This window comes from Actinoplanes sp. NPDC048967 (assembly GCF_040649415.1).
Classification (GTDB): domain Bacteria; phylum Actinomycetota; class Actinomycetes; order Mycobacteriales; family Micromonosporaceae; genus Actinoplanes.
In genome coordinates this window covers 141,634-155,670 of sequence record NZ_JBEZFL010000015.1, presented here as the reverse complement: position 1 = coordinate 155,670, position 14,037 = coordinate 141,634, and the positions used below count along the sequence as shown (strand labels likewise).

14 protein-coding genes are annotated in these 14,037 nt (G+C 71.8%); 8 read left to right on the top strand and 6 right to left on the bottom strand.

Going from position 1 to position 14,037, the window contains the following annotated elements:
* Nucleotides 1-6 precede the first annotated feature (6 nt).
* The 8 genes from AB0C12_RS42035 to AB0C12_RS42000 are packed head-to-tail and all read left to right on the top strand — an operon-like array spanning nt 7 to nt 8,345.
* Entirely contained in the window at nt 7-1,344 is a 1,338-nt protein-coding gene (locus AB0C12_RS42035; protein ID WP_360556612.1) for an ABC transporter substrate-binding protein, read from the top strand.
* Between the two features lie 6 nt (nt 1,345-1,350).
* Nucleotides 1,351-2,352, top strand: coding sequence for a sugar ABC transporter permease (locus AB0C12_RS42030; RefSeq protein ID WP_360556611.1), 1,002 nt, complete (start codon nt 1,351-1,353; stop codon nt 2,350-2,352).
* Entirely contained in the window at nt 2,349-3,254 is a 906-nt protein-coding gene (locus AB0C12_RS42025; protein ID WP_360556609.1) for a carbohydrate ABC transporter permease, read from the top strand. The genes AB0C12_RS42030 and AB0C12_RS42025 overlap by 4 nt, the downstream gene beginning before the upstream one ends.
* A gap of 5 nt (nt 3,255-3,259) precedes the next feature.
* Complete coding sequence (locus AB0C12_RS42020) at nt 3,260-4,246, top strand: Gfo/Idh/MocA family oxidoreductase (protein ID WP_360556607.1); 987 nt, start codon at nt 3,260-3,262, stop codon at nt 4,244-4,246.
* 22 nt (nt 4,247-4,268) lie between these two features.
* Nucleotides 4,269-5,096 (top strand): sugar phosphate isomerase/epimerase family protein, encoded by an 828-nt coding sequence (locus AB0C12_RS42015; protein ID WP_360556605.1) that lies wholly within the window; start codon nt 4,269-4,271, stop codon nt 5,094-5,096.
* Complete coding sequence (locus AB0C12_RS42010) at nt 5,093-6,142, top strand: Gfo/Idh/MocA family oxidoreductase (protein WP_360556603.1); 1,050 nt, start codon at nt 5,093-5,095, stop codon at nt 6,140-6,142. The genes AB0C12_RS42015 and AB0C12_RS42010 overlap by 4 nt, the downstream gene beginning before the upstream one ends.
* Nucleotides 6,139-7,017, top strand: coding sequence for a sugar phosphate isomerase/epimerase (locus AB0C12_RS42005; RefSeq protein WP_360556601.1), 879 nt, complete (start codon nt 6,139-6,141; stop codon nt 7,015-7,017). Before AB0C12_RS42010 ends, AB0C12_RS42005 begins: the two co-directional genes overlap by 4 nt.
* 5 nt (nt 7,018-7,022) lie before the next feature.
* Nucleotides 7,023-8,345, top strand: coding sequence for a lactate racemase domain-containing protein (locus AB0C12_RS42000; protein ID WP_360556599.1), 1,323 nt, complete (start codon nt 7,023-7,025; stop codon nt 8,343-8,345).
* On the opposite strand, the gene AB0C12_RS41995 is transcribed toward AB0C12_RS42000, so the two are convergent.
* The 6 genes from AB0C12_RS41995 to AB0C12_RS41970 all read right to left on the bottom strand — a co-directional run bounded on the left by AB0C12_RS41995 (nt 8,246) and on the right by AB0C12_RS41970 (nt 14,033).
* Nucleotides 8,246-9,325: a LacI family DNA-binding transcriptional regulator gene (locus tag AB0C12_RS41995; RefSeq protein WP_360556597.1), complete on the bottom strand. Its 1,080-nt coding sequence runs from the start codon at nt 9,323-9,325 to the stop codon at nt 8,246-8,248. The genes AB0C12_RS42000 and AB0C12_RS41995 overlap by 100 nt on opposite strands.
* A gap of 25 nt (nt 9,326-9,350) precedes the next feature.
* The gene (larC, locus tag AB0C12_RS41990) at nt 9,351-10,577 is read right to left on the bottom strand and encodes a nickel pincer cofactor biosynthesis protein LarC (RefSeq protein WP_360556595.1); all 1,227 of its coding nucleotides are present in this window, start codon (nt 10,575-10,577) and stop codon (nt 9,351-9,353) included.
* Nucleotides 10,574-11,254: a nickel pincer cofactor biosynthesis protein LarB gene (gene larB, locus AB0C12_RS41985; protein ID WP_360556593.1), complete on the bottom strand. Its 681-nt coding sequence runs from the start codon at nt 11,252-11,254 to the stop codon at nt 10,574-10,576. The genes larC and larB overlap by 4 nt, the downstream gene beginning before the upstream one ends.
* Nucleotides 11,247-12,068: an ATP-dependent sacrificial sulfur transferase LarE gene (gene larE, locus AB0C12_RS41980; RefSeq protein WP_360556591.1), complete on the bottom strand. Its 822-nt coding sequence runs from the start codon at nt 12,066-12,068 to the stop codon at nt 11,247-11,249. Before larE ends, larB begins: the two co-directional genes overlap by 8 nt.
* A 94-nt stretch (nt 12,069-12,162) precedes the next feature.
* On the bottom strand, nt 12,163-13,131 hold the full coding sequence (locus tag AB0C12_RS41975; protein ID WP_360556589.1) for an NAD(P)/FAD-dependent oxidoreductase: 969 nt from the start codon (nt 13,129-13,131) through the stop codon (nt 12,163-12,165).
* Between the two features lie 8 nt (nt 13,132-13,139).
* On the bottom strand, nt 13,140-14,033 hold the full coding sequence (locus AB0C12_RS41970) for a carbohydrate ABC transporter permease (protein ID WP_360556587.1): 894 nt from the start codon (nt 14,031-14,033) through the stop codon (nt 13,140-13,142).
* Between the last annotated feature and the right edge of the window lie 4 nt (nt 14,034-14,037).

Below are 14,037 nucleotides of genomic sequence, written 5' to 3'. Positions count from 1 at the left end.
TCGACGATGGGCTCGAGGACTTTGCGTGCAGTGGTGGCGCTGGCCGGTGCGACGGCTCTCACCGTCGCGCTCGGCGCCTGCGGCGGCGATGACGACGGCGGGGGCAGTGGCGGCGGCAAGACGCTCAACGTGCTGATCGGCGCCAATACGCAGTACCCGCAGGAGCAGCAGGACTGGCAGAAGTCGGTCAGCGACAAGTTCAAGGCGCAGACCGGCGCCGACGTCAAGTGGGAGACGTTCGCCAGCGCGAACGACGAGCTCACCAAGATCCAGACCTCGGTGGTCTCGGGCACCGGCCCGGACGTCTACGCCATCGGCACGACCCTGACCCCGACGGCCTACTCGACCAAGGCGTTCGTGACCCTGGGCGACAAGGAGTGGCAGAAGGTCGGCGGCAAGGACAAGTTCGTGCCGTCCTCGCTGGGCATCTCCGGACCCGACGCGCAGCACCAGATCGGCATCCCGTGGGTCGGCCGGCCGTTCGTGATGGTCTACAACACCGAGCTGCTCAAGGCCGCGGGCATCACCAAGCCGGCGACCACCTGGGACGAGCTCACCCAGCACGCCAAGCAGCTGACCAAGGGCGACCAGTACGGCCTGGCCGTGGCCTACAAGGACAACTTCGACCCGTGGAAGTTCATCTGGGGCATGTCGGTGCAGGCCGGCAACCCCATCGTCGACGGCAGGACGGCCCGGATCGCCGATCCCACGGTCAGCAAGGCCTACCAGACGTACTTCGGCTGGCTGACCAAGGACAAGGTGGTCGACCCGGCCGCGGTCGGCTGGACCAACTCGCAGGCCGTCGCCGCGTTCGCCAAGGGCAAGACCGGGTACTTCGCGCTGACCTCGGCCCTGGCCGCCAAGACGCTGGACGCCGGCGCGGTCAAGGGCAAGTGGGCCTTCACCCTGCTGCCGACCGTGCCGCCGGGCGCCACCGCCCGGCCGGCCAACGGCGTCGAGGCCGCCAGCATCCTCTCCGGCGACAACCTGCTGGTCGCCGACTACTCCAAGAACCAGGACCTGGCGTTCCAGTTCGTCAAGCTCATCACCGACCAGGACGCCCAGCTGGACATCTACGCCAAGCTGGGCCAGCTGCCCGCGAACGCCGCGGCGGCCCAGACCCTGCTGTCGGACCCGAAGCTCGCCGCGGTCGTCGAGGCGCAGAAGAAGTCGGTGGCCACCCCGTTCACCGGGGCCTGGGCCGACATCCAGCTCGCGCTCACCAACGCCGTGGTGCAGTCGATCCCCGACCTGTCCAGCGGCTCGATCAGCGACGCCCAGATCGACAGCCGGCTGGCCGCGGCCCAGAAGACCGCGCAGTCCTCGCTGGACCGGGCGAAGTAGAGCGTCATGACGGACGACCGCACGACCACGCGTACGGTCGGGGACGGGCCGGCGGCCACCACCGCCGGTCGCGACCCGGCCGGCCGGGAGCCGCCGGAGGCGAAGGCCGGGCCGCGGCGCCGGGGCGTCACCGAACGCCAGCGGCCGCTGTGGCTGCTGATCCCGGGCGGCACCCTGATGACGCTGGTCATCGGGATCCCGCTGCTGCTGGCCTTCTACATCGCCCTGATCGATCTCGACCAGTACACGCTGCGGCGGTGGCTGCAGGCCCCGTTCATCGGGCTGGACAACTTCGTCGAGGCGTTCGAGTCGGGGCTGCTGCACTCGGTCTGGATCAGTGTCTCGTTCGCCGTGATCGCGACCGTGGCCACTGTTCCGCTCGGGGTGGCCGCCGCGATCGTGACCCAGAACGCGTACCGGGGGCGGGGCTGGGTGCGGGCGGTGTTCCTCATCCCGTACGTGCTGCCGTCGTTCGTGGTGGCCTCGGTGTGGCGCACGATGCTCCAGCCGGACGGGATCGTCAACGCGACGCTGACCCGGATCGGGGTCGACGGCGGGCTGTGGCTCAGCGGGCCGCGGTCGTACTGGACGCTGATCCTGGTGGAGATCTGGGCCGCGTGGCCGTTCATCTACCTGATGGCGCTGGCCGGGCTGCAGAGCGTGGACAGCGAGGTGCACGAGGCGTCGGCCATCGACGGGGCCGACTGGTGGCCGAAGCTGCGCCGGGTGATCCTGCCGTACGTGCGCGGCCCGGTGCTGCTGGCCTGCCTGTTGGCCACCCTCAACCACATCAACAACTTCACGTTGCCGTACGTGTTGTTCGGTGCCCCTGCTCCGGATGACGTGAACGTGATGCCGATGCTGGTCTACGTCACCAGCTTCCAGAGCCTGCGCTTCGGGCTCAGCGCGGCCATGGCGGTCGTGTCGCTGGTGCTGATCGCCATCCCGCTGTTCGTCTATCTGCGTGCGGTCCGGCTGGACGTGCACGAGGAGGGAGGCCGCAGATGAGCACATCCGCGATCGCGCCCCCGGCCCGCTCCCGGCGCCGGACCGCGGCGGGGGAGGCCCACCGGCTGCTGCCCGCGCCGCTGCTGGCGATCATCACCGTCGGGCTGTGCGTGCTGGTCCTGGTGCCGATCCTCTACATCGTGCTGGCCTCGCTCAACACCGACGTCGGGGTGGCCGAGGGGGAATTCTGGCCGAGCTCGTTCTCCGGCGAGAGCTACACCAGGATCTGGACCACGGCCGGGCTGTCCACCGGCATCCTCAACAGCCTGCTGGTGTGCGGCCTGGTGGCGGTGGCCTCGGCCCTGCTCGGCACGATCACCGCGTACGTGCTGGTCCGCTACACGTTCGTCGGCCGGGTGACCATCCTGCGCGGCCTGGTCGGCCTGCAGAGCGTCCCCGGCACGCTGATGCTGCTGCCGGTGTTCGTGCTGTTCTCCTCGGCGGGCACCTATCTGGGCGTCACGGTGATCGGCACCCGCTGGGGACTGTTCGTCGCGTACCTCACCTTCGCCCTGCCGTTCTCCACCTGGGTGATGGTCACCTACCTGCGCGGCCTGCCGCGCGAGCTGGAGGAGGCGGGCCGGGTCGACGGCGCGTCCACGCTGACCATCCTGTTCCGGATCATCGTCCCGCTGAGCCTGCCGGCCATCGTGGTGTCGGGGATCTTCGCGTTCCTGCTGGGCTGGAACGACGTGCTGTTCGCCTCGGTGCTGACCCGGCCCGAGACGCAGACCGCCGCGGTCGCGCTGCAGATCTTCGGGACCACCCAGGAGGGTGGCGCGTTGCCGGTGTACTCGCAGATGATGGCGGCGGCGCTGGTCTGCGCGGCCCCGGTCGTGCTGCTGTACCTGCTGTTCCAACGCTATCTGGTCGGCGGGCTGACCGCCGGCGGGGTCAAGTGACCCCGATGATCACGGCCGCGGTCATCGGGTGCGGGGACGTCTCGGTGGTGCACCTGCAGGCGATCAAGGGCCTGGCGGGGGTCGAGCTGGTCGGCGTCTGCGACACCGACGCGGGCCGGGCCGGGGCTGCCGCCCAGCGGTACGGCGTCCCGGCGTTCACCGACCACCGGCAGCTGCTCGAGGCCACCCGCCCCGAGGTCGTGCACGTGTGCACCCCGCATCACCAGCACGTCCAGGTGGCGATCGACTGCCTCGACACCGGCGCCGGCGTCCTGGTGGAGAAACCGGTCGCGCACACGATCGCCGAGGCGGACCGTTTGATCAAGGCCGCGGCGGCCCGCCCGGATCTGCGGGCCGGGATCTGCCTGCAGAACAGGTACAACGCGGCCACCCGGGCGGCCCGTGAACTGCTCGCCTCCGGGCAGCTCGGCGCGGTCCTCGGCGGCTCGGCCAGCGTGCTCTGGCACCGCGACGCGGCGTACTACGCGTCCCGGCCGTGGCGCGGGCGGCTGCGCGACAGCGGCGGCGGAGTCCTGATCAACCAGGCGATCCACACCCTCGATCTGCTGGAGTGGCTGCTCGGCGACGTGGTACGGGTGCGCGGCCACGCCGGGCAGTACGCGCTGGACGGGATCGTCGATGTGGAGGACACCGCCCACGCGGTGCTCGACCACGCCGGCGGCGCCCGGAGTGTGTTCTTCGCGACCGTCGCCCACGTCACGGACGCGCCGGTGACCATCGAGATCGTCACCGAGGGCGCGGTGCTGACGATCCGGGGCGATCTGACGGTGAGCTACCCCGACGGCCGTACCGAGACGGTCGCGGAACGCCGGGCCGGCGCCGCCGGCCGGGCCTACTGGGGAGCCTCGCACGAGCTGCTCATCGCCGACTTCTACCGCACCAGGTCCGACCCGGAGCCGTTCTGGATCGGACCGCGGGAAGGGGCCAGATCGCTGCGTCTGGTCCACGAGATCTACCGACAGCACGACTGACGCAGGAAAGGAAGACGCGCCCGTGTGGACTCTTTCCGGATTCATCGACGAGATCTCCCCCGACTTCACCGAGCAGTGCCGGGTGGCGGCCGGCCTCGGCCTGACGTTCGCCGAGATCCGCAGCGCGTGGCAGGTCAACATCCTCGACCTGGATCCGGCCCAGCTCGGCGTCCTGCAGCGCACGCTGGCCGACCACGACCTGCGGGTGTCCAGCATCGGCTCGCCGATCGGCAAGATCTTCATCGACGAGGATTTCGCCCCGCACCTGGACCGGATGCGGCACGCCGCCGACGTCGCGCGCTTGCTCGACGCGCCGTACGTGCGCATCTTCTCCTTCTTCCTGCGCCCCGGCGCGGACCCGGCCGCCCACCGCGACGAGGTCATCGACCGGATGCGCGCGCTGGCCCGGGTCGCCGAGGACGCCGACCTGATCCTGCTGCACGAGAACGAGAAGGAGATCTACGGCGACGTGCCGGCCCGGTGCCTGGACGTGGTCCGTTCCGTCGGCTCGCCGCACCTGCGGCTGGCCTGGGACCCGGCCAACTTCGTCCAGGTCGGGGTCCGGCCCTACACCGACGGGTACGCCGTGCTGCGCCCGCACGTGGAGTACATCCAGATCAAGGACGCGCTCGCCGGGGACGGCACCGTGGTCCCGGCCGGCAAGGGCGACGGTGAGGTCGACCGGACCATCCGCGCGCTGCACCACGACGGCTTCGACGGGTTCTTCTCGCTCGAACCGCACCTGAGCGCGGCCACGGCCACCGGCGGGTTCTCCGGCGAGGAGCTGTTCCGCACCGCCTGGCAGGCGTTCACCGACCTGCTCACGACCCAGGGAATCGAGTACAGATGAGCAACCTGCGCAGGATCGCCCTGGTGGGCGCCGGGGTCATCGGACGGCACCACGGGCTGGTGGTCAGCCAGCTGGCGGACCGGGCCGAGCTGGTCGCGGTGGCCGACGTCGACACCGTACGGGCCGAGCAGCTCGCCGCCGAGCGTGGTGGCCGGCCGTACCCGTCGCTCACCGCCGCGCTGGCCGCCGAGGAGATCGACGTGGTCGTGGTGTGCACGCCGACCGGGCTGCACGGCGAGGTGGCCGTCGAGGCGCTGCGGGCCGGCAAGCACGTCATCGTCGAGAAGCCGGCCGAGCTGACAGTGGCCCGCACGGACGAGATCATCGCGGCCCGGGACAAGGCCGGCACGCTGGTCACGGTGATCTCGCAGCACCGCTTCGACCCGGCCACCGAGACCACCCTGGCCGCCATCGGCCGGGGGGAGTTCGGCCGGCTGACCTCCGGCATCGCGTCGATCGACTGGTGGCGCGGGCAGAGCTACTACGACTCCGGTGACTGGCGGGGCACGTGGGAGCTCGACGGCGGCGGCGCGCTGATGAACCAGGGTGTGCACACGGTGGACCTGCTGGTCGCGGCGCTGGGCCGGCCGGTGGAGGTGTTCGCGTACGCCGGCACGCTGGCCCACGAGCGGATCGAGGTCGAGGACGTCGCGGCCGGCGTCGTGCGTTTCGAGAACGGGGCTCTGGGCGTGCTGCACGCCACCACGGCTGCCTATCCGGGGCTCAGTGCCCGGCTCCAGGTGCACGGCGACCGCGGTTCGGCGGTGATCGACAACGACCAGCTCGCGTTCTTCCACGCCACCGCGGCGGGCCGCGAGCCCGAGGAGAAGCTGATGGGTACGACGCAGAGCACCTCGGTCCCCACCGCGGGCAGCAACCCCGGGAGTCTGTCCGACGCCCACCGGTTGCAGTACCTCAACTTCCTCGGTGCGCTCGACGGGACCGAGCAGTTGCGGGTGGACCTGGAGACCAACCGGCAGTCGATCGGCGTCATCACCGGCGCGTACGAGTCGGCGCGGACCGGAAGGCCGGTGCGCCTGTCATGAGCACACCACGCATCGCCGCGAATCCCATCCCGTACTGGAGCCGGGCCGGCAAGACCCGGGAGGTGTTCGCCGAGGCCTTCCGCGACTTCCAGGAGATCGGCTTCACCGCGGTCAAGGCCGACGTACCCGACGACATGACCCCGGCGGAGTACCGGGACTGGATCGCCGGCTACGGCCTGGCCCCGGCGCTGAGCCTGTTCAGTTCACCGTTCGACGAGACGGTCGACCCGGCCGCGGAGGTCGAGCGGGCCAAACGGTTCGCGGCGACCCAGGTGGCGCTCGGCCTCGACCGTACGATGATCTCCTCGATGGCCGTGCCCGCCCGGATGGCCGAACCGGCGGTCGGCGCCGATTTCGACGCGGGCCGGCTGGCCCGCGCGATCGACTACTGCGGCGCGGTCTGCCGGGTGTTGCAGGCCGAAGGGCTGCGCCCGCTGCACCACTCGCACGTCGGCGGCGTCTTCGAGACCGAGGACGAGATCGTCCGCCTGCTCGACGACCTCGGCCCCGGCGTGATCGGCTTCGGACCGGACACCGGACACCTGCGCTGGGCCGGCATCGACCCCGCGCCGTTCATCCGGCGCTACGCCGACCGGATGGGCGGCATCCATGTCAAGGACTGCTTCCCGGACCTGCTGAGCCCGGAGAGCCGGAAGGGAATGAGCTACCACGAGGTGCAGGCCACCAAGCGCCTGTGGGCCGAGCCCGGCCTGGGCGTCGTCGACTTCGCGGCGGTGCTCGCGGCCGTGCCGGCGGGCTACGACGGCGACTTCATGATCGAGGTGGACGAGCCCAGCATGGACTCCCGCGCCGAGTCGCACCGCATCTCGTTCGAGTGGGCCCGGCACAATCTGCCGGTGCAGGGCGGAGGATGAGGGACATGACTTCCCTGACGACCGGAACCCGGCAGCGCGCCGCCCGGGTCGGTGGCGCGGACCGGATCCTCGGCGCCCGCGAGGTCACCGACTTCATCGCCGAACAGCTGGCCGGCATCGACGCCGACGGGCTCAGCGTCTGCGTGCTGGTCCCCGACGCGACCCGCAACTGCCCGCTGCCCCTGCTGGTCGGCGCGGTGCACCGGGCCCTGCACGGGCGGGCCTCCCGGCTCACCGTGCTGATCGCGCTGGGCACGCACGGGGCGATGAGCGACGACGCGCTGGCCGAGCACCTCGGCTACCGCGGGCGGGACCTGGCCGAGGTCTATCCGGGCACGACGGTGCGCAACCACGAGTGGTGGAAGCCGCAGACCTTCGCCGACCTCGGCACCATTCCGTCGGCGCGGATCGAGGAGCTGTCCGAGGGCCGGATGAGCGGCGACGTGGAGGTGCTGCTCAACCGGGCGGTGGTCGACCACGACATCGCCCTGGTGGTCGGGCCGGTGCTGCCGCACGAGGTGGTGGGCATGTCCGGCGGCAACAAGTACTTCTTCCCCGGCGTGGCCGGTCAGAAGATCATCGACGTGTCGCACTGGCTGGGCGCGCTGATCACCTCGGCCGAGATCATCGGTACGACCGAGGTCACCCCGGTACGGGCGCTGATCAACGACGGCGCCGCCCTGATCCCCGCACGCACGTACGCGCTGTGCGTGGTGACCGCCGAGACGCCGGAGGAGGACGACGGCATCCCCGCGGACAGCGACCGCAGCACCGCGTTGCACTCGGTCTCCTTCGGCGACTGCGTCTCGTCCTGGGAGAGCGCCGCGGAGATCAGCGCCGCGACCCACGTGACCTACCTCGACGCGCCGGTCCGCCGGGTGCTGTCGCTGGTCCCGGCCATGTACGGCGAGATCTGGACCGGCGCCAAGGGCTTCTACAAGGTCGAGCCGGTGGTGGCCGACGGCGGCGAGGTCATCCTGTACGCCCCGCACATCCGCGAGATCGCCACCAGCCACCCGGAGATCCACGAGATCGGCTACCACTGCCGCGACTATTTCGTCGAGCAGTGGGACGCCTTCCAGCACATCCACTGGGGGGTGCTCGCGCACTCCACGCACCTGCGCGGGGCCGGCACGTACGACCCGGCGACCGGCGAGGAACGGCTGCGGGTGGACGTGACACTGGCGACCGGCATCCCCGAGGAGACCTGCCGCGCGCTGAACCTGGGCTACCGGGACCCGGCGACGATCGACGTTGCCGAGTTCACCGCCGACCCCGGCACATTGGTCGTGCCGCGGGCCGGGGAGGTGCTGTTCCGCCTGCGCTGAGTCGTCGACTGGCGGACGACCAGGCGGACCGGGAGGACCAGGGGTGTGCCGCTGGGCCGGGTGCCGTGCCACACCGCGATGCAGTTGCGCACCCCGGTGAGGCCCATCCGGTACAGCGGCGAGGCGATCGTGGTCAGCTGCGGATTGACCAGCTCGTCGTAGACGATGTTGTCGAAGCCGACCACGCTCACGTCGTGCGGGACGCTGACGCCGAGCTTGTGCAGCCCGTTCATGATCCCGATGGCCAGCATGTCGTTGTACGCGAGCACCGCCGTCGCACCCAGCTCGGCCACCCGGCGCGCGGCGCTCAGCCCGGCCAGCACGGTGGGCTCGTTGGGGCCGATGCGCCGTACGTCGAGCGGCAGCTGAGCCGCCGCCTCCCGCAACGCCCGCCAGCGCACCCCGTCGGCCCAGCTGATCTCCGGGCCGGCCACGTACAGCACGGAATCGTGGCCGAGCGCGCACAGGTGTTCCGCCGCCTGCCGGATCCCGCGCTCGTTGTCGTTCACCACGCAGCTGGCCTCGGGGATGATCCGGTTGAGCAGCACGACCGGCTTCTGTTTGGCCATCATCCGCAGCGCGGAGTCGCTCATCCGGGAACTGGCGATGACGATGCCGTCGACCTGCTCCATCTCCCGCTCGATGGTCTGCCGCTCGACCTCCGGTGACTCGTTGGTGTGCAACAGGACCAGCTGGTAGCCGGCTTCGCGCGCGGCTTCGTACCCGCCCTTGATGATCTCGCCGTAGAACGGGTTGGTGACGTCGGCGATGACCAGCCCGATCGAGCGGTGCGTGGGCCGGCCGCCGGGCTGCTGGCCGTTGAGCGGACCGGACCGGTAGCCGAGGCGTTCCGCCGCCTGGAAGATCTTCTGGGCGGTCTCGGCGTGCACCCGGCCCGGCCGCGAGTAGGCCCGGGACACGGTGGAGGCGGCCACGCCGGCTTCCCGCGCGACGTCGTAGATCGTCGGGCGTCGCCCCATGTCGCTCATCGTAGGCCGGGTCCGGTCAAAAGACGCCGGTCCGGTATTCATGGCTGTCGTGGTATGCGGCCCCCACGACCAGCCCGGCCGCGGTCGCTGCGGCGGCGGCCTGCTGCAGCACCAGCCGCTCGGGGCGCCCCAGCCGGCGGGCCGCCGCGGCGACGTCGTCGAACTCGGGCATGACCTGCGTGATGACGCCGTCCCGGTGGGCCACCTTGACCGCGATCGTGCCGCCGTCCAGCTCGATGTCCACGAAGGTCCGCGGGACGGCGTAGCGGTGCAGCACCTGTTCGCGGACACCCAGCGTGCTCGTGTCGCGGAGCATCCGTTCGCGCAGCACACCGGCGCGTTGCGGCCGGCACAGCACGCTCAACGTGTGCGCGGGACGGCCTTTCTTCATGACGATGGGTACGAGCCACGCGTCGGCGGCCCCGTCGGCCAGCAGCCCGGCCAGCACTCCCGGCCACAGCCGCGGGTCGAGGTCGTCGACGTTGGTCTCCAACACCATCATCGACTCGGCGGGCTCCGCGGCCGTCAGCACGCCCACGAGGACCCGGACCACGTTCGCCCGCCCCGGGGTGTCGCGCCCCCCGGCCCCGGTCCCGACCTCCTCGACCGTCATCGCCGGCAGGTCTCCGCAGGACGACGCGAGGGCCCGGATCGCCGCCATCCCCGTCGGGGTGGCCAGCTCGCCGGGGCCACCGGCCCGGACCCGCCAGCCGCGGGCCAGTTGGGCCACAGCCGGCACGGGGACGGGCAGGTCGCCGTGTCCGGACCGCGCCCGCCCGGAGCCCACCGCCACCTCACCGGCAGACACGGTGGCGACGTCGAGCTCCTCCAGGGCGGCGCAGACCCCGACCACGTCCGCGATGGAGTCCAGCGCACCGACCTCGTGGAAGTGCACGTCGTCGACCGGTATGCCGTGCACCCGCGCCTCCGCGTCGGCGAGCCGGGCGAACACCGCGCCCGCCCGGTCGCGGACCCGGCCGGTGAGGTCGGCCTGGGTGAGCAGCTCGCGAATGCCGGGCCAGGTGCGGTGCGGCGGGTCGGCCACGAGTGGCTGCGCGTCGACCTTGAGGGCCCGCAGCCCGGCCCGGGTCACCGCTGTCGCCGTGAGCTCGATCGAGCCGGGGAGCACCGCGTCGACCGCCCGCTGAACCGAGGCGAGCTCGGCTCCCGCGTCAACGAGGGCACCGAGCAGCATGTCGCCGGCCACGCCCGCCGACGCGTCGATCCACGCGTGCCGGCTCACGCGTCGTCCGCCGGGGCCGGGGCGGCGATCTGGGCGGCGAGGTGGCCGGCGCCGTAACCGTTGTCGATGTTGACCACCGCGACCCCGGGCGCGCAGGAGTTGAGCATGGTGAGCAGCGGGGCCAGTCCGCCGAAGGCGGCGCCGTAGCCCACCGACGTCGGCACGGCGACCACCGGGGCGGCGACCAGGCCCGCGACCACGCTGGGCAGAGCCCCGTCCATCCCGGCGACCACGACGACGACCCGCGCCCGGCGCAGCAGGTCGAGCTGGCCCAGCACGCGGTGCAGACCGGCCACGCCCACATCGACCACCAGCTCGGTACGCCGCCCCAGGTAGCGCGCGGTCTGCACAGCCTCCCGGGCCACCCGCAGGTCCGAGGTGCCTGCCGCGACCACGGCTATCAGTCCGCCGGTGCTCTCCGGCGGTCCGGGCGGCCAGGCGAGCAGGGCCGCCTCGATGTCGTGGACGGCGTCGGGCAGCTCCTGCAGGATCGCCTTGGCGTGTTCCGGGCCGGCCCGGGTGAAAAGCGTGACCACGTCGGGGCGGGCGCGCACGGCGGCCGCGATGCCGGCCACCTGCTCCGGCGTCTTGCCCGCGCAGTAGACCGCTTCCGGATAGCCGCGGCGGGCGGTGCGCTCCAGATCCAGCCGCGCGAAACCGGACAGCTCGTCAGACATCGCCGGCCCGGACCAGCGGCAGGGTGAAGGCGCCGGACTGCACGCCGGTCAGGTCCACGGTGACGAAGCGGAACCCGGCCGCCACGACGGCGTCGCGGATCGCCGTACGCAGCGGATCGGTGACCGCGCGCGGCAGGTCGCCGGGCGGCAACTCGACGCGGGCGATGTCGCCGTGGTGGCGTACCCGCAGGTCGGTGAAGCCCAGCCGGCGCAGCGCCGCCTCGGCCTGGTCGATCTGGCGCAGCTTGCGGGGCACGACCTCGGCGAAATGCGGGATCCGGGACGCCAGGCAGGGCGCAGCCGGTTTGTCCGCGCACGGCAGCCCCAGCTCCCGGGCGATGTCGCGGACCGCCGCTTTGTCGAGCCCGGCGTCCGCCAGCGGCCGCAGCACCCGGTGCTCGACCGCGGCGCGGGCACCCGGCCGGTCCGGCCGGCGGGCGTCGTCGGCGTTCTCCCCGTACGCGACCGCGTCCAGCCGGTGCGCGGCCACGACCTCGTCCGCGATCACCGTGAACAGCTCGTCCTTGCAGTGGAAGCAGCGGTCCGGCCCGTTGGCCCGGTACGCCGCCCGGTCGCCCTCGTGAGTGACCACCTCGACGACGGTCACGCCGATGTGGGCGGCGACCCGATGGGCGGCGGCACGTTCGTCGGCGGCGAGGCTGGGGGAGACGCCCAGGATCGCCACGACCCGGTCACGGCCCAGCGCCCGGACCGCCAGGGCGAGCAGGACGGAGGAGTCCACGCCGCCGGAGAACGCGACGCCCAGCCGGCCGATCCCGGCGAGCCGGTCGGTGACAGCGGCCGCACCGATCATGGAGTGTCCTTCCCTCGCCGGGACGTCCGGTCCGCCCACCATCCCATGCGTCCGTCCCGGGCATTGGCAAGCGATTGCCAGAAGTTGTGCCGCGTCAGCCGCCCTCCGAGGAGTGGCCGGGGAACAGGTGGGCGCCGGGATCGATGGCCACGGCCGCGTTGTTCACGGCGGTGGCCGCCTCGCCGAAGCCGGTGGCGATCAACCGGACCTTGCCCGGATAGTCCACGATGTCGCCCGCGGCGAACACCCGGGGCAGGTTGGTGGCCATCGTGCTGCTCACCACGATGTGCCGGCGGTCCAGCCGCATCCCCCACTCCGCGAGCGGGCCGAGGTCGGCGGTGAAGCCGAGCGCGGCGACCACGGTGTCCACTGGTACGCGGCTCGTCCCGGCGCGGTCCACCGCCACGTCCGCGTGCGTCACCGTCTCGCCCCCGTGCAGGGCAGTGACCTGCGCGTTCACCAGGATGGTCACGGGCAGCGCCTGGACCCGGGCGACCGTGGCGGCGTGGGCCCGGAACCGGTCGCGCCGGTGCACCAGGGTGACCGAGCGGGCCACGGCGTGCAGCGCGAGCGCCCAGTCGAAGGCCGAGTCGCCACCGCCGACGATGAGCACGTCATGTCCGGCCAGGTCGGCCGGCCGTGGCACGAAGTAGACGATCCCGGTGCCGGGATAGCCCTGGGCGGCCGGCAGGGGGCGTGGCGTGAAGCTGCCCAGGCCACCGGTCACGATGACCGCGCCGCAGCCCAGGTCGCTGCCGTCGGCCAGGTGCAACACCGGCAGCCCGTCGCGGTAGGAGAGCTCCTCCGCGCGTACCCCGAGAAGATAGTGCGGCGCGAACGGCGCCGCCTGGGCGACCAGGTTGGTGACCAGGTCGCGGCCCTTGATCGACGGCAGGCCGGCGACATCGAAGATGTCCTTCTCCGGATACAGCGCGGTGATCTGCCCGCCCGGTTCCGGCAGCGTGTCCACCACCGCGACGGTCAGGCCGCGGAAGCCCGCGTAGTACGCGGCGAACAGCCCGGTGGGGCCGGCTCCGATGACGGCGACATCGACTGCTCGCATCTCTTTGCTCACCCCTTGCGGCCTTGAGTGGCCACGCCCTCGACAAAGTATCGCTGGCACAGGAAGAAGGCGATGATCATCGGTACGGTGGTGAGCACGGCACCGGCCAGCACGACCTCCCACCGCGCCTCGCCGGCCTGGCCGAACTGGTCGAGGATCGACTTCATGCCCCGGGGCATCGTGAACAGCGCGGGATCACGCAGGTAGATGAGCGGCTTGAGCAGGTCCGACCAGCTCGCCCGCAGCTCGAACACGAACGACACGATGAGCGCCGGCTTGCACAGCGGCACCGCGATCCGCCAGAACAGCCGCCAGTAGCCGGCGCCGTCCACCCGGGCCGCCTCGAACAGCTCCCGGGGCACGCCGAGGAAGAACTGCCGGATCAGGAAGATGTAGAACGCGCTGCCGAACAGGTTGGTCGCCCACAGCGGCACCTGCGTGGCGGCCAGGCCCAGCTCGTTCCAGATGAGGTAGGTCGGGATCATCGTGACCGCGCCGGGCAGCATCATCGTGCCGATCACCGAGGCGAACAGCAGGTTGCGCCCGGGGAAGCGGAAGTACGCGAAGCCGAACGCCACGATCGCGCTCGACACGGTCACCGCGGCGGCCGCGGCCAGCGCGACCACGACACTGTTGACCAGCCAGGTGAACACCGGCGCGGCCGACCAGATGGTGGCGTAGTTCTCCGGCGCCCAGTGCCGCGGCACCAGCGCGTTGTCGAAGACCTCGGGACGCGGCTTGAGCGACGCGCTGACCAGCCAGACGAACGGGTACACGAAGATCACCGCGGCCGCCGAGAGGGCGGTCCACAGCACCCACCGGTGCCGCTGCCGGCGTCCGCTGTGCCGGCCCGGGCCGGTCTCGACGGGGGCCAGAGCCTGCGGCTCCTGCAGCGCGGTCATCGCC

Coding starts and splice junctions, on each gene's coding strand:
- larE (WP_360556591.1), bottom strand. CDS start 12,068: ATGATCGGTGCGGCCGCTGTCACCGACCGGCTCGCCGGGATCGGCCGG.
- AB0C12_RS41970 (WP_360556587.1), bottom strand. CDS start 14,033: ATGACCGCGCTGCAGGAGCCGCAGGCTCTGGCCCCCGTCGAGACCGGC.
- AB0C12_RS42010 (WP_360556603.1), top strand. CDS start 5,093: ATGAGCAACCTGCGCAGGATCGCCCTGGTGGGCGCCGGGGTCATCGGA.
- AB0C12_RS42020 (WP_360556607.1), top strand. CDS start 3,260: ATGATCACGGCCGCGGTCATCGGGTGCGGGGACGTCTCGGTGGTGCAC.
- AB0C12_RS42005 (WP_360556601.1), top strand. CDS start 6,139: ATGAGCACACCACGCATCGCCGCGAATCCCATCCCGTACTGGAGCCGG.
- AB0C12_RS41975 (WP_360556589.1), bottom strand. CDS start 13,131: ATGCGAGCAGTCGATGTCGCCGTCATCGGAGCCGGCCCCACCGGGCTG.
- AB0C12_RS42025 (WP_360556609.1), top strand. CDS start 2,349: ATGAGCACATCCGCGATCGCGCCCCCGGCCCGCTCCCGGCGCCGGACC.
- AB0C12_RS42000 (WP_360556599.1), top strand. CDS start 7,023: ATGACTTCCCTGACGACCGGAACCCGGCAGCGCGCCGCCCGGGTCGGT.
- AB0C12_RS41995 (WP_360556597.1), bottom strand. CDS start 9,325: ATGGGGCGACGCCCGACGATCTACGACGTCGCGCGGGAAGCCGGCGTG.
- AB0C12_RS42030 (WP_360556611.1), top strand. CDS start 1,351: ATGACGGACGACCGCACGACCACGCGTACGGTCGGGGACGGGCCGGCG.
- larB (WP_360556593.1), bottom strand. CDS start 11,254: ATGTCTGACGAGCTGTCCGGTTTCGCGCGGCTGGATCTGGAGCGCACC.
- AB0C12_RS42035 (WP_360556612.1), top strand. CDS start 7: ATGGGCTCGAGGACTTTGCGTGCAGTGGTGGCGCTGGCCGGTGCGACG.